Annotated in this window: 10 protein-coding genes; 4 read left to right on the top strand and 6 right to left on the bottom strand. The window is 65.9% G+C overall.

Going from position 1 to position 13,533, the window contains the following annotated elements; translation table 11 throughout:
* Nucleotides 1-8 precede the first annotated feature (8 nt).
* From AB0J29_RS06495 to AB0J29_RS06480, 4 genes are all read right to left on the bottom strand, one after another.
* The gene (locus AB0J29_RS06495) at nt 9-512 is read right to left on the bottom strand and encodes a YbaB/EbfC family nucleoid-associated protein (protein WP_364780266.1); all 504 of its coding nucleotides are present in this window, start codon (nt 510-512) and stop codon (nt 9-11) included.
* 48 nt (nt 513-560) lie between these two features.
* Complete coding sequence (locus AB0J29_RS06490; RefSeq protein ID WP_364780263.1) at nt 561-893, bottom strand: hypothetical protein; 333 nt, start codon at nt 891-893, stop codon at nt 561-563.
* A 182-nt stretch (nt 894-1,075) separates the two neighbouring features.
* Nucleotides 1,076-2,710, bottom strand: coding sequence for a hypothetical protein (locus tag AB0J29_RS06485; RefSeq protein WP_364780260.1), 1,635 nt, complete (start codon nt 2,708-2,710; stop codon nt 1,076-1,078).
* A 187-nt stretch (nt 2,711-2,897) separates the two neighbouring features.
* Nucleotides 2,898-4,181, bottom strand: a complete 1,284-nt coding sequence (locus tag AB0J29_RS06480) for a hypothetical protein (RefSeq protein WP_364780257.1) — start codon at nt 4,179-4,181, stop codon at nt 2,898-2,900.
* Nucleotides 4,182-4,588: 407 nt separating this feature from the next.
* Here AB0J29_RS06480 and AB0J29_RS06475 point away from each other — a divergent pair, with 407 nt between their 5' ends.
* Entirely contained in the window at nt 4,589-5,254 is a 666-nt protein-coding gene (locus tag AB0J29_RS06475) for a response regulator transcription factor (RefSeq protein ID WP_364780254.1), read from the top strand.
* Here the strand turns inward: AB0J29_RS06475 and AB0J29_RS06470 are convergent.
* Nucleotides 5,251-6,468, bottom strand: coding sequence for a helix-turn-helix transcriptional regulator (locus AB0J29_RS06470; protein WP_364780251.1), 1,218 nt, complete (start codon nt 6,466-6,468; stop codon nt 5,251-5,253). The genes AB0J29_RS06475 and AB0J29_RS06470 overlap by 4 nt on opposite strands.
* A gap of 338 nt (nt 6,469-6,806) precedes the next feature.
* On the opposite strand from AB0J29_RS06470, the gene AB0J29_RS06465 reads away from it, so the two are divergent.
* From AB0J29_RS06465 to AB0J29_RS06455, 3 genes are read left to right on the top strand one after another with little or no spacing between them, the layout of a single operon-like run.
* Nucleotides 6,807-7,091, top strand: coding sequence for a hypothetical protein (locus tag AB0J29_RS06465; RefSeq protein WP_364780248.1), 285 nt, complete (start codon nt 6,807-6,809; stop codon nt 7,089-7,091).
* Nucleotides 7,091-7,429, top strand: a complete 339-nt coding sequence (locus AB0J29_RS06460; RefSeq protein ID WP_364780245.1) for a hypothetical protein — start codon at nt 7,091-7,093, stop codon at nt 7,427-7,429. The genes AB0J29_RS06465 and AB0J29_RS06460 overlap by 1 nt, the downstream gene beginning before the upstream one ends.
* A gap of 39 nt (nt 7,430-7,468) precedes the next feature.
* On the top strand, nt 7,469-7,702 hold the full coding sequence (locus tag AB0J29_RS06455) for a hypothetical protein (protein ID WP_364780242.1): 234 nt from the start codon (nt 7,469-7,471) through the stop codon (nt 7,700-7,702).
* Nucleotides 7,703-7,744: 42 nt separating this feature from the next.
* Here AB0J29_RS06455 and AB0J29_RS06450 read toward each other — a convergent pair whose 3' ends face one another.
* On the bottom strand, nt 7,745-13,324 hold the full coding sequence (locus AB0J29_RS06450) for a hypothetical protein (RefSeq protein ID WP_364780239.1): 5,580 nt from the start codon (nt 13,322-13,324) through the stop codon (nt 7,745-7,747).
* Nucleotides 13,325-13,533 lie beyond the last annotated feature (209 nt).

The raw sequence follows: 13,533 nt of genomic DNA, 5'->3' as shown, positions 1-13,533 counted from the left end.
CGGTCGCGTCACCAGGCTTGACCGGTGACGCCCTTTCCCGGATCGGCCCTGGCGTGGTCGAGGCTCTCCACGTCGTCGAATGTCATCGCCTCGTCCTCGTCACGTTCGGGCGATCCCGGCGGCGCGACCGAAACCGGTGGCTCCAACGGAATTTCGCGCTCGACATCGGGCATCCCTTCGATGACATCGGAAAGCTTCGGCAACCGCGCGCGCTCCTCGAGCAACGGCGCGGCGAGTTCCTTACTCTTGCGGAACACTTCGTCGGCCGCCTGCTGCGCCATCTTGGTGACCGCCTTGGCGATATCGGCATAGCTGAGTTCGTCGATGCGATCGGCGAATCGGGTTTCGATGACCACTCCATTGGCGTTCACCGTCACCGAAACCAGTTTGTCGCGAGTCGTCGCGGTGGCGGTCAGCTTGACCCGCTGCCGCTGCGCTGCGGCGATATCCTGCATGCGCTTGCGGAAGTCATCCAGTAGCCCGCTGATCTCGCCCTCAGCACGTCCGACCATCTCACCCGCTCCACCTCTATGACCGGACCCCGAAAGGTGGCCCGCCGATCACCGTTGCCGCCGGGCTTGGGCCTGCCGAATAGCCTCCGCCGCCATGTCTTCGTTCTTCTTGGCTACGTCAGCCGACTTGAATTGGCCGTCCGCCAGGTTGTTCCAGGATTTGGCCTGACTGCGGGTGCCCTTGACGGAACCCTCGAGCCGCGCTTTCAACCCCTTCGGGCCGTCGATGAACTGGCTGCCGAAGTGATCACTGCCGACGATGGCCAACAACGAGTCCAGTTGCGCCTGGATCCGGTCGGCAGTGTTGTTCAGCCGATCGCGCACCTTCTCGCTGTCGGTACCCGAGGCCTTGAGCTTCTCGGAATATTTCTCGGTTGTCATCTCACACCTCTCTCGACACACCCGCCGATGTACTCGCATGCGCGCTACACCGACGAGAAAGTGAAATGCAGGCGAACTCTGTAGTGTGCCGGGGCTTTTCGATCATTCTGGCACTACGGAGGCGGTACGGGATCGGTGTCGGGCTATGAGAAGCTAAAGAATCTGTTAGGAATGTCTTTCCGCTACGCGTCGACCATGCCGTTGCGCTCCTGGAAACGCTTCTCGAACTCTTCGATATAGCGCGACGGAGCGATGGAGGACGAAGACTGTTCCAGGACACCGTCATCGGCGATGTAGAAAATCGCCCGTCCGATCGAGATCTCCCCTGGCGCGGTCGGCACGTACACCATCCAACCGCAGCTGATGCGGTCGGCGCGCAACTGGTCGAGGGGGTATCCGGTGGTATCCAGTCCGCGCTCGAGAACGTAGTCGCGGACCCGATCGATGGCTTCCTGTTCCGGCATCGGATCCGGCAGTGTGGTGGCGGCCCCGGCCATGACGAGCTGGTAGAGAGCACTGTCGATATCGAAAACGCCGTCGTCGCCGAATACGCTGACGAGCGTGTCCCGGGTGACCACGCCGGCCTCGGCCGCCGACACGAGCGTCGTCACCGCTGCCCGCTGCCCGTCGGTGGGCCGCTCGGCGAGCATGCCCGCGATCACATCGGTCACCGTCTCCGCGGTCCAGATCCCGGCGACCGCCGCACTGAGCTGATCGGCCGATGGCGACTCGCCGCGATGCCAGCGTCCGCCCTCCCACCAGTAGCAGAACGACAGCAGACCGCTGGCAGCACGAGGATTGAGTACCGGGTTGGCCACCCAGGCCGGGGCGCCCGCGTACAAATCGGGCATCGGCGCGTCATCGTTGTAGGCGGCGTCCAAGGCAGGTGCGTTCCACACGCCGCCGGACAGCACCGCCCGGCCGCCGGGCAGCATGTAGAGAGTGGAGCCACCGCGTTTCGCGCCCTCGAACCAGCCGAGCGCGGGCAGAATCCGCGGCCCCCATTCCGATCCGACGGCGACGAACGCCGCCGCCATCACCGCCCAGCGGGCCCACATCGTCGGTAGCGCCGGGAAATCACGCTCCGAGACGACCGGCCGCACACCGGACTCCCGGTCCGCGCGCGCCTGCGCTGCCGCCTGCGCCGGAGTGCGGGACTGGCGGTTGCCGTGGCCGACGTAGGCGGCCAGCCACACCGGCAGCCGGTCGCGGGGGTATGCCTCGAGATCTGCCAGGTAGACCTCGGCAGGGAACAGTTGATCGTCGGGGAATGGTTCGTCACCGTAGTCGTAGTCGATTTCCAGGTGACCCTCGCTGGACAACTGCAACAGCAGTCGCCACCACGGGCCAGCGGCCGAACCGGCCGACACCCCGCGGTGTTCGCGGACCAGATCCAGCACCGGCTCCGGCGGCTGCACGCGCACCGAACGGTCACCGTCACTGAAGACGATCTGCGCCAACTCCGCGACGGAGGTCAAGGCGAAGACGGCATCGAGCTGCCGCCAACCCTGCGGACCGGCGGTGGCGAGTTCGCGGGCGATGCGGTGGCCGAGTTGCTTGGCTTGCTCGACCGGGTCGGCGGGTGCCGCACCAGAAGTTCGATCGGGTTCCTGACCAGCAGCGGTCCGGGCGGCGGTGGATTCGCTGAGCGTGAAGCCGATATCGGGTTCCGCATTGGCTTCCTCGAAAGCCTCTTGGAACTCGCGCAGGAATTCGTGGTCGGCACTCTGCTCGTCGGCGAGATTCGGCTGCTGGCGATCCGAAGCCGATTCGTCGGGGACCTGGTTGTCGTGGACCTCGTCGTCTGGTCTGGTCACGTCGCAGCTATCTCCTCATCCATCCGACACCACCGACCCGTGGAAGGATTGCGGTACCGGTTCGAGCCGACACACTGGCCTCATCCTGGCACAGGATGTGATCGAGAGACCCGGCATGTCGAAACCCTTACACAGCACAAACATAAAGAGTTCACCTTCGCCGACACTCGGCACGACCTCGAACGAGTTATAGCGCAATTCGATCACCGCATGGACGTTCGCCGTCCAAAAGGTGAAATCCCGACATACTCTCGGCTGCCGACTCGGACCACCGGCTCCCGGCATGAACTCGATTCGGTTGCGGCGCAGACAATCCGGCTGCGGACAGCTGACGCATCGCGGCTTCGAGATCGGCATCGCGACCGAATGTGTCCGCCAACAGCTCTCGGGTGACCACACCGCGCTCGGCGGCAGTCAGCAAGTGCGCCACCACAGTTCGTATTCGGGCGCTCGGATCCGCCGACAGTAGCCGGGCCACCGACTCGACCACAGTATGCGGCCCCCAGATTTCCGGTATCGCCGCACCGCACTGCTGCACCGAGGGCGACTCCCCGCAGCACCACTGTTGGCCGTCCCACCAGAAGCAGAACGAGAGCAAGCCGACAGCCGCGCGCGGACTCAGCACCGCATTGCTCACCCAATCCGGCGCTCCCGCATAGAGGTTCGGCAGATCGACGCCGCCGTTATAGGCCGCGTTCAAAGCCGGTGCGTCCCAAACTCCGCCCGAAAGCACGGCTCGTCCGCCCGGCACGACGTACAGCGTGGAGCCACTACTGCCGTTCCCGCCGCTCTCGAACCAGCCGTTCGACGCCACAATGCGTGGCCCACGGTCGGACGCAATGGCAACGTGCGCCGCGGAGATCACCGCCCAGCGCGCCCACAACCGCGGGAACGACGGCAGTTCCGGATCCACCGGCCGCGCGCTCACCCCGTGCGCCCGATCGACGAGGGCGGCGGCCACCGCACGGTGCGGGCGGCGGCACTGTCGGTCACCATGCCCCATGTAGGCCCCCAACCACACCGGCAGTCGCGGCCGCGGATACGCCGCCACATCGGCGCGATACGCCTCCGGACGGAAGAGTTGATCGGCCGGGAACGGCTCCTCGCCGTAGTCATAGTCGACCTCGATGTCACCGTATGCGTTGGCCTGCAACAACAGTCGCCACCACGGCTCGACGCCGGACGCGGCAATCCCGGCACGATACTGCCGGACCAGCGCGACCACCGACTCCGGCACTTCCAGGCGTACCTGCCGATGCGCACCGGTGAATTCGACACACGCGGACTCGACGGTCACGGTCAGCGCGAATACGGCGTTCAGACGCTGCCAACCGAGGGGGCCGTGTTCGCCCAACTCCCTGGCGATGCGCGAAACCAACGTGTCGGCGTACCGGCCGTGGTCGGCGACCACGGTAGCCGTGCCGCCGATCGGCCCGTCGCACCCGCCCGTCGCCCGACCATCACCCCTCACGGAATTGCTACGCGATGCTCGAGTCATTGCTCTCGTTCCTGTTCCAACGCAATCGATTCACCGATCGCGTGCTGCTGTTTCGAGTGCCGGGCACGTAGTCACCATCGATGTCCACTCCGATGCTGGCATGCGGATCGACCCGCGCATCCGGTTACCGATGGTGACAAGCTAAAGGGATTGTTAAGACTTCGAACCTGCCTCCGACCAGGGCATCTGCGACTGCGACAGCCGAATTCTCCAGCGCTGAATTCGGTTCGGACCTTTCCTGAGGGACAGCTAGAAGGCCGACGCCAACGCTGAAGCGGCCGACCGCTAGCGACTGCTTGCAGATCGCTCGAAATGTCCAGGGGCGCCTGGCTATTCGCAAACGCCTGCGCGTGGCAGCTTCGCTTTGCAAGGATCAGCGCGTGCGGCTTGTGTTGGTGGAAGACGATGACGGAGTCGGTGAAGCGCTGCTGGCCGCGCTCACTGCTCGGGGCTACCACGTAGACCGCAAACGGCGCGGTGCTGACCTACTGCGCACGCACCGCGACTACGACGCGGTGATCCTCGATCTCGGACTACCGGATATGGACGGGTTGGAGGTGTTGCGGCGACTGCGTGAGGTCAGCTTGATACCGGTGCTGATTCTCACCGCCCGAGCCGGTGAGCGCACTGTGGTACTCGCGCTGCGCGCCGGCGCGGATGACTACCTGGTGAAACCGCCGCGCATCGGGGAGCTGGTAGCCCGGCTGGAGACGGTCAACCGTCGCGTCGTTATCCATGCCTCGCCCGTGGAAGTGGTTGTTTCCCACGATGTTCGGGTGGATCTGATCGCTCGGCGGGTCGAGGTTGCCGGAGTGCCGATCATGCTCACGCACAAGGAATTCCAGCTCGTTCGGATCCTGGCGGAGCGACCCGATACCGTCGTCACCAGACAAGAACTGATGGACCGCATCTGGGGCGACTCGTCGGCCTCGGTATCGCGGGCGCTCGATGTGCATATGACCGGATTGCGCGCGAAACTCGACCGGCCCGGTTTGATCACCACCGTCCGCGGCTTCGGCTATCAGTGGCGCAGCGACGGATCCTAGGTCTGCACCGAACCGTGCCGCTGCTGGAAGCGCTGCTCGAACTCCGCGGCACCTGCGGTGAAGGCGTCCAGTTCGCGGACGGCGCAGGTGTCATTCCAGGGCTCTAACAGGCGCCGCGTTTCGGTGTACTTCTCGCGCACTCTCGGTGAGGGGTTCGTGCGCGAAAATGCTACCGCTTGTTTTGCCGCGGCCACGGATCGATCGAGATCGAGGGGCGCGGCGATTCGGGAGAGGCGCAGCAGCGTCAACGCTCGGTGGCGTGTTGCGTGTTCGGGGATGAACTGCAGCGATTCCTCGACCGATTCCACGGCACTGCGCCGATCACCCGTCGCTTCCAGAACAGAACCGGTGACGTCGCTGGTCACCCAGCCCGCCATCCAATACGCGTACGAATCGTCCGGCGTTGTCTCCGTAATGTGTTCTCCAGAAACGGCTTCCAACTGCCGTCGGGCGTCTTGACGCCGATTGGCGTGCGCGAATGCCTGTGCGGATCGCAGCGCCCGGTAGTCCGCCATTCTGCGATCACGGACCTTGATGTCCAATGCTGCGTCGGCGTAGTCGGCCGCGTCGGCGTAGCGGCGAGTCCACACGGCGAGATCGGTGCGATGCACCAAGATTCCGGCTTGGACGTCAGTATCACCCGCATCTTCGGCGTGCTGAAACGCCTGCGCGAACAATGCGTCGGCCAACTTCACGTCCCGCTGATCCCATGCGGCCCAGGCTGAAGACGCCACAGCTTCGGCCGTCAATTGCGACAGTTGTGGTTTCAGCAATTCGGGGCAGTCGGGCAGCAGCGTCAGGCAGGTCCGTGCCATCGCATCTACCAGGGGCTTCGCGGCGTCGGATCCGAGCGAATCGTCCAACAGCATTCCCGCATGAACTGTTGTCCGAAGGTGATCAATAGCTGCCGGCGTTACCGTCGGCCGGGCTGTTCCGGCGGTCGCGGCCAGCGCTGCCGTTGTCATGAGGAATTGTCTACGGTCCACATCGGTCTCCTCGGCCAGCACTTCGAAGCGCGCCCGCGCCACAGGGTCCAGTGTCGCCCGAAGTGCGTCGAGTGCAAGCTGTGCTGCGGCATTGACACTCGATTCCCCTCGCTCCCAACCGGAGACCGTCCGCTGCCCAGCGTCGATCATCCGGGCGAAATCGCGCTGGCTCATGCGCAATGCCGTCCGTAGTGCTCGAACAGTTCCACCGGTCCACCGCGTGGTCACCGCCGCCCCCTCGCTAAAACTCGCTCAAACCTGCTTCTTTCCGCTCTGCGCTCCGCATCGTCCCAGGTCCAGTGTTGATGCATACCAGGAATGACGAAACCAATCCTCATCGAGGTACGACGAACAGGACTGAACCGATGACTCCGAACACTTCAACGATCAGCGCGCCCTGCGCCGCAGCTGTTACCGAACCCCGGGGCTGTCGAGTTAACAGCTCCATCGCACATTTCTCACAGTTCCCCGGAGTGACGAAAATGCAAGCGACGGAAGGAGAAAAGTCACCGAACGACAGCTGTAGGCCGATGGCGGTCGGTTTCGTGCGGGGCGAGGTGTCAGGATTGGACGCGCCTCGGCATGCGGAAGCTGTGCAGCGGCACGCGCGGCTGCTGGGCTACCAGTGTGCGTACACGGTGCGGCCCCCGCAGGACGCTTGCGATCCGATCGGTTACGCCCTTGGTATCGCAGCCGGGCTCGATGTGGCTGCGATTGTTGTCTACGACCTCGCTCAGGTCGACGATCAGCCAGCGCGGGTGTGTGAGCACTTCGATCTCGAAACCGTCTGTCCCGCAACCACATGGGCGAGGGTTGCGGTCCCGGTTCCGGCCGAAATGAAAGTGGCGTGATGACCGTGGGCATGATCGTGACGCCGCCGAGGGTTTGCGCGGATGCCGATGTCGAGTTGGCACATGAGCAGATGCGCGTGCATCGCGCCTGTCGGATCGGGCTGTGTATGTGGAAGGCAGCGGCGTATTACACATTGATCGATGCGTGTCGGCTGGCACCGCCATCGTTGACACCACGTGAGCGGGCCGCGGCGCGTGGGCTCGAGTTCCCAGTGCTGGAGCGCGAGGTCTGCGCGGAGGGCGGGCCGGCGGTGCAGACTTTACGTGAAGTGCTGGACAAACTCACCGAGTTGGGGCTTCCGGTCCCAAGTACAGGTGTTGACAGCGATGACGTGTAGGCGATCCGGGAGTCCGGCATGAGCGAACATCGGATCGAGATGGACGGCTGGCAGGCGATCTGGCGGCTCGATGACCAACGGATTCGAATAATGCTGGTGACCAACATATTTGAAGCAACTACGGTGATGTCCAGCGCTGACTCGGCCACTGCGCCGGACCTGGTTCAGATGCGCGAGCGGTTCCCGAAACTCGACCGGTTGTGGGATGCGATACGCCACGCGTATTGGTCCGAACTCCGTGTCCCGCAGGAACATTCACAAGGAACGATCTGAGCGAGTCCGAGCAAGCACTCGCGCTCGATCGGCATGCCTGGGTCAGCGGGTGAAGATCTGGGCGCGGCGGTTGGGGGTGGCGCAGACGTCGTGGATCAGGCGGCCGAGGTCTAGTTCGGGAGGCAGCGATCGGTATAGCAGTTGACAGATGACGGCGCCGGAGGCGGTGACGGCGAAGCGGGTTTGGCGGTTGGCTATGGGTTCCCATTCGATGGCGACGAGAGGGCCGTCGAGGTCGATGGTGTAGTCGCCGATACGTAGGGCGAGGCCGGAGGTAGCGCGGTAGAAGACCGCCGGTGTGTCACCGAGATCGCCGTATACGCCGCGTTGCGGGCCGATTCCGCCCCCGAAGGCTTGGAGCGCACCGGTTTCCGGGTCGAAGTGTGCGGCAGCACCGAAACCGGAGAAGGGTTGAACGAAAAGGGTTGTGCTGTTGCCGTTCTGAGATGGGCCGTTGCGGTGGCCATTGGTGCCTTCGCAGTTTCGGGCGGGTGATGATGGCGCGCCGGCAGGTGGGGACGTCGTCGGTGGGGGTGTTGTTTGTGCGGTCGGGTCTTGTTGCGGTGCAACGTGATTGATCGGCCGAGGAGCTGCGTCGCGCCAACCGGGAGACAGTGGGGCACCGGGATGGCGCTGGTCCGGTGGTGACGACGGCACGGGCGCACCCGGGCGGACCCGCGGATCCGACGGGTGGCCGGATGACGGTGGGTGCGCCCGGTCGCGCGGGGATGTCGTTGGGTCGTGCGGTGCGAACGTTGGGGGTTGTGGGTTTTCTGGCGTCGTCGGCGGCACCGGCAGCGTCGGCAGCGTCGGCAGCGTCGGCGGCAATGGAGGAGTCGGTGGAACCGGAGGCACGCTCGGTGTTGATGGAGGCGGAGGCGTCGGGGGTACCGGCGGTTTGGGCGGCACCGGCTGATGCGGCGGCACCGGAGGCTTCGGCGGCACCCTCGGTGTTGATGGAGGCGGGGGCGTCGGGGGTACCGACGGTTTGGGCGGCACCGGCTGATGCGGCGGCACCGGAGGCTTCGGTGGAACCGGAGGCTTCGGTGGAACCGGAGGCTTCGGCGGATGCGGCGGTGTCGGTGGATGCGGCGGCTGCGGTGGTTCCGGCGGGTGCTTCGGCAGCGGCCACGTCGGATCGAACGGTGCCCGACTCGGCGGATCGGGCATCTCGTACTCGTGGTTCAGCTTCGGCGGATGCGGAATATGGGACCGCAGCATCGAACCGGGCAACGGCGGCGGCTCCGAACCACCCGAATCCGACCGCCCCTCCGGAGGGACCCGCTCACCATCCCGATTAGACCGAGCCCCACCCTCGTCCGCACCTCGGTCCCGACCGCGACTCCCGGCATCGGCACCCGACTCCCCGTCCCCCGCCCGAATACGCGAGCCACCACCGGAGGTCTCCCCTGCACCAGCACGCTCGTTCCGCACCCGCTCCGCAGCCGACTCACCATCACCTCCCTGCTCGGGACGCGTTGTCTCACCTGATGATTCACCATCGAAACGGCCACGACCCCGCCCAGCATCGGATGACTCCGCATCGCCCGAATGATCGCCTGACCTGACACCGTCGGATGATTCACCGTCACCGTCACCGTCTCGACCCACTGCGCTGTCAGAGGACTCGTCACTCGCAGAATCACGACGACCAGCACTCTCGTTCAGATCCTGACCATCCGGTGACCTCGGATCCGTGGCAGACCGATCGGCCTCGCCGGGCCGCATCGGCCGCTCCGGCTCACTCAGCGAGTTGACAGCTTCCTCGTAGCGCCGCTCGTTCTCTCGCAACGCCTCCTCGTGCCACGCATCGATGCGGCGCTGCAACTCATCGAACCCAGCCACAGCACGCTGATGCGCCTGCTCGATTCGCCGCACGGGGTCGGTGGGGTCCCCGGGTTCGTCCGGATATACCGGGGTCGGGGGATCTTGGGATGGACGCACTGAACCGTCGCCGGTCGATTCGGGTGCCGAAGGATCGCTGCCCGAACCATCCTGCCGTGCCCGCGCATCCGACTGAGCACCCAACGAATCATCCTGGCTCGCTTCGGTTTCGGCGATATCTCGGGCAACCGCGCGGCTCAATTCCTCGTTCAACCGCGTCAGTTCGGCGTCAGCCTCGTCCAATCGACGTGCGGCGGCCTGCTGTTCGTCGGTCTGCTGTGGGTCGGCCATGGCCTGGTCGAGGGCGGTGCGCGCGTCTTCACGAGCGACGAACACGGCGGCCCATTCGTCCGCGATGCGCTCGATATCGGCCTGTCGCGCGGCCGCATCGGGATCCCGCCCCGACGCACTGCCTTCCGCAGGAGACTCGGATTCCGGCCGCACACCCCCGGATCGCGCACTCCCCCCGGGGCTCGGCGTATCCGGCGGCGCAATAGCACCGAGCGGCGGCGCATCCGGTGGCAGTTCGGGACCGGTGTGCTGGACCGGTGGCGACCAGGCCGGATCCGGCGGGAGGATATCGACCGCGTAGGGAATGTCAGCACGCCAGTCGGTCAGCGGCGGACGGTCCGCGTCCCAGTGGAAGCCGAGGCCGATGGCGTGGGTGTTGGCAGCGCGCCAGGTGGCACCCCGAATGGCGCGCAGGAAGTCGGCTTCCGCGCGCGCGTCTTGCAGCAGGATCAGGTCCTGGGGCAGCGGTTCGCCCGCCATCAACCGGTTCCATGCCTCGGCGACATCGGCGAGGCGATCCATCGGACGACGGACGTACGCGCCGTTGGGATCGGTGTAGTCGCGCACCAGATGCTCATCGACCATCAGATGGTTCTTGATCTGCTCGATCTCGGCACGCGTGAACGCCGGCATGTCGTGGTGCATGTGCTGAGCGAGGATCTGGGCGATCGCCGCCGGATCCGCGCCCGCGCGCAAAAGCTCGCGAATGTCGGCGATGGTGTCGCGCACCGCGTTCCGATCGTCGACCACGAAACGGTCCGCCAAATCATCAGCGACGCGGTCGTTTTCGTCCTGCATCCGCAGCAACTGCGCATCGACATCGCGAGTCGGATCAATACCACGATCCGCCGTAACCAGCCTGTCCTGCACGGTCCCGACCACATCCCGGGCCGCGGCCAACTGTTGGGCCCGGCGGTGCGCATCGAGCCCGTCCATGATCCGATCGATATCGCTGTCATCGGCGAGGAACCGCTGGTACTCGGCGTCGGCCCAGTCCTGCACGCGACGCCAGTTCGCGACGTCACGATCCCATTCCCGTTGCAGCCCTTCGGAAATCGCCACCCGATCCGCGGGATGGCCGTGTTCGGCCGGATCCCACGGCCGATGCATCGGTTGGATATTGCGCTCCGGCCCCGCGAACCACTCGTAATTGCGGAAGACGGTGCCGAACGGCGGGATCTTCTGCAGCCACGGCCGGGCCTGCACCCATGCACCGATCTCCGGATGCGCCTGAATCCAGGCCTGCACCGCCGGATGCTTGGGCGTCTGCGCGGCCATCAGAATCAGCCGGGTGATGTTGTAAGCGTCACCGCCCCAGTGCTGTTCGAAGATGGGTGTGCCGGGCGGCACGGACGAGGTGTCGTAGCGCGCGGGTGCCTGCGGCATATGCACCGGCAGGGTGCTCTCCGCGATCTCGCCCGGCGGAACATGATCGGTCGGCAGGGTGATGTCGTTGACGACATCCTCCATGGCCCAGCCGCTCACACCGTCCGGCGGATCCTTCGGGGTGAACTTCTTCGGCACTGTCCCGGCATCGCGATTGTCCACCCAATCGGGACGGGTCGGATCGACATGGTGCACAGTGCCTTCGGCATCGACCCAGGACGTCATATCCATGCGTCTGCCGTTGTGCCAGCCGGTGCTCAATCGTCGGATCTCAGGTGGCGACAGCCGCAACGTCCGGGTATTGCCCTCCCGATCCGCGCGGACCTCACGGTATTCCACGCGGGTTTCCGGACGCACCATCGCCTGGGCGACCGCGGGATCGCGGCGCAGCGCATCGGCGAGGGCCCGATCGTGATCCATGCGCGGCGACGCGGGATCGGGGCGCGGACCGTACACGATGATGCGGGGCCGCTCGCCCGCCACGATGCCGACCCGGTCGGTGACCATGCGCCCGCCCTCGGCCTCGACCTGCTGCCGCCATACACCTGCGGCGCTGGCCATTTCGTCCTGCAGGCGGCCGATCCGATTGTGCGCCTGGTTCACATCATCGGCGGCGTCGAAGAGTCCGTCGATTTCGCGATGCCGAGCGGCCGACTCGGCCGTGGACAGAGTGCCATCGCGCGCCTCGGCATCCGCCTCGACTCGCAGGTCGGCGATCGTATTCCGCAGCCGATCCGGTTGCAGTGCCGCCTCATCCGGATGGCCCGACGCATCGACCACACCGAGCCGGACAGCCAAATCATCGCGCATGGTCCGCCGCGGCTTGATCTGCCGAAGCTCCTCGGCCCGCTCCCGCGCCATCCGATCGATTTCGGCAGCGCCCTCTTCCGACGGCGGCCGGTGTCGCGCGACGCCCTGGTCCTCCAGCTCGGACAGTCGCTGATCGACCCGACGGACCTGATCGTCGAGGGATTCGAAGTCCTCGGTCGCCGCGATGAGTTTGCGCAACGCCTCTTCGCGCCGCCCCTGCTCACCGGGCTCGACGGGGCTGCGCACCTGAGCATTCGCCTCGTCGAGGCCGCCCTGCACGTCGACGACATCGGTCCGGGCGCGGGTGTGCAGCGCTTGAATCGCCTCGTCGCGCGCATCGGGGTCCCGGCGCACCCATTCCGTCGAATCGTCGAGACCCAAATTGGCGGCGCGCTCATTGGCCTTGGCGCGCACGAACTCGCGCTCGCGCACCAGATCGCGCCGCTCCTGCAACAACCGGTCGTATTCGTCGACCAGTCCGATGCGCGTCGCGAGTTCGCCTGCCTCGGCATCGACCCGTGCGAATTCCAGTGCGAGTCGTTGTAATTCGGCCACCACGGCCCGATCGGCATCCGAAAGGAGTCGCCGCCCGGCGAATTCGGCAACGGTCGCCCGAATCCGGCGCGGCGTCCACGCATCCGCGTCCTCCTGCGCCGGAAGTCGATCGGCCAGCTCCGCGATCCGGGCCGCCAGCGCATCCCGCCGCGCGACCGCATCCGCATGCGCCCGCACCGCCTCCTCGTGCTCCGGACCGATCCGGGCTTCGGGTGCTGGATCCGGTCTCCCGGTCGCATCCGGTATGCCAGCTGGCTTCCTGTTCTCCGCACCGCCGTCTTCAGCTTTCCGACCTGACGGTTCCTCCGGATCGGACGTCGGCGGTGCGGGCGGGTCAGTGGGCGGTTTCTTCGACCCACCCCCGGCTTCCGCGACCGGTTCGGTGTTCTCCTGCGGCCCCGCCTCCTCCGGAATCGCGGACTCCACGCCATCCGAATCGTCGTCGAGGCGAACCTGAATCGGCTCCTCGCCGCGCGTCGGTTCGGACGACTCCGGAATCGGTTTCGCACCGGAGGCCGGACTGTCCGGCGGATCGTGTGGCGGTCCGGATGGCGATGCCGCTGGCTCTGGCCCATCCTCATCCGGCTCGTCATCCGAGCGCGGCGACTCTTCGGACTTACGAGCGGACGCATCATCACCGAGCGACTCAGCCGACTCCGGTTCCGGCACCACCTCCCGCAGATCATCAACCCCCACAAAAGGCTCCTCCAGCCCACGCATCACCCCATCGAGACGATCCATCAGCGCTCGATGCTCCGCCTCCGCATCCGCATCACGACGCCGAAACGCCTCCTCCGCAGCAGCCAACTCACGCGCCAACGCATCATCAATGCGCGATGCAGCCGAATCCGACTCCGGCACCACCTCCCGCAGATCATCAACCCCCGCCAAAGGCTCGTCGAGCC

Source organism: Nocardia sp. NPDC049707, from assembly GCF_040674855.1.
Taxonomy (GTDB): Bacteria; Actinomycetota; Actinomycetes; order Mycobacteriales; family Mycobacteriaceae; genus Nocardia.
This window is presented reverse-complemented; position numbering and strand designations above follow the sequence as displayed.

Excerpts from the sequence above, each read along its gene's own strand:
- AB0J29_RS06495 (WP_364780266.1), bottom strand. The coding sequence starts at position 512 with ATGGTCGGACGTGCTGAGGGCGAGATCAGCGGGCTACTGGATGACTTC.
- AB0J29_RS06490 (WP_364780263.1), bottom strand. The coding sequence starts at position 893 with ATGACAACCGAGAAATATTCCGAGAAGCTCAAGGCCTCGGGTACCGAC.
- AB0J29_RS06460 (WP_364780245.1), top strand. The coding sequence starts at position 7,091 with ATGACCGTGGGCATGATCGTGACGCCGCCGAGGGTTTGCGCGGATGCC.
- AB0J29_RS06455 (WP_364780242.1), top strand. The coding sequence starts at position 7,469 with ATGGACGGCTGGCAGGCGATCTGGCGGCTCGATGACCAACGGATTCGA.